Below are 387 nucleotides of genomic sequence, written 5' to 3'. Positions count from 1 at the left end.
CGGCCCAAACACCGGAGCGCCGACCAACGACACCGAAACCGGCGGCGCGAAATCAGATACAGCAGCGCCGCTCGACAATGCCCAAGCCAGTGGCACGAAACCACAAGACACGGCACCGGCCGATGACACCGACACCGGCGACGCCACGCCCGACACCCCAGCGCCATTCAACGGCAAGCACACCGGCAGCACCCAAACCCACACCGAATCAGCCAACGACAACCACATCGCCGAAGGCGAACCCGGCGCCGCGGCGTCAGGCCGCGGAGCCGACGAGCCCGGCGGACCGGCACCTCCCGAAAACCGGGCGGCCTAACGGCCGACCCGAGAAACCGCAGCGCCTCGAAAAATCCGACGGCGCCAGCATCAGCACGCCCGGACCGACCG

At 68.7% G+C, this 387-nt stretch carries 1 pseudogene; it reads left to right on the top strand.

From position 1 onward, the window contains the following. A pseudogene (locus ABQE44_RS25830) lies at positions 1–316 on the top strand (hypothetical protein); the annotation flags it as partial. Positions 317–387: the final 71 nt, after the last annotated feature.

The organism is Mycolicibacterium sp. XJ2546 (genome assembly GCF_053483195.1).
The sequence above is the reverse complement of the archived record's forward strand: the minus strand, read 5'-3'. Positions and strand labels throughout refer to the sequence as shown.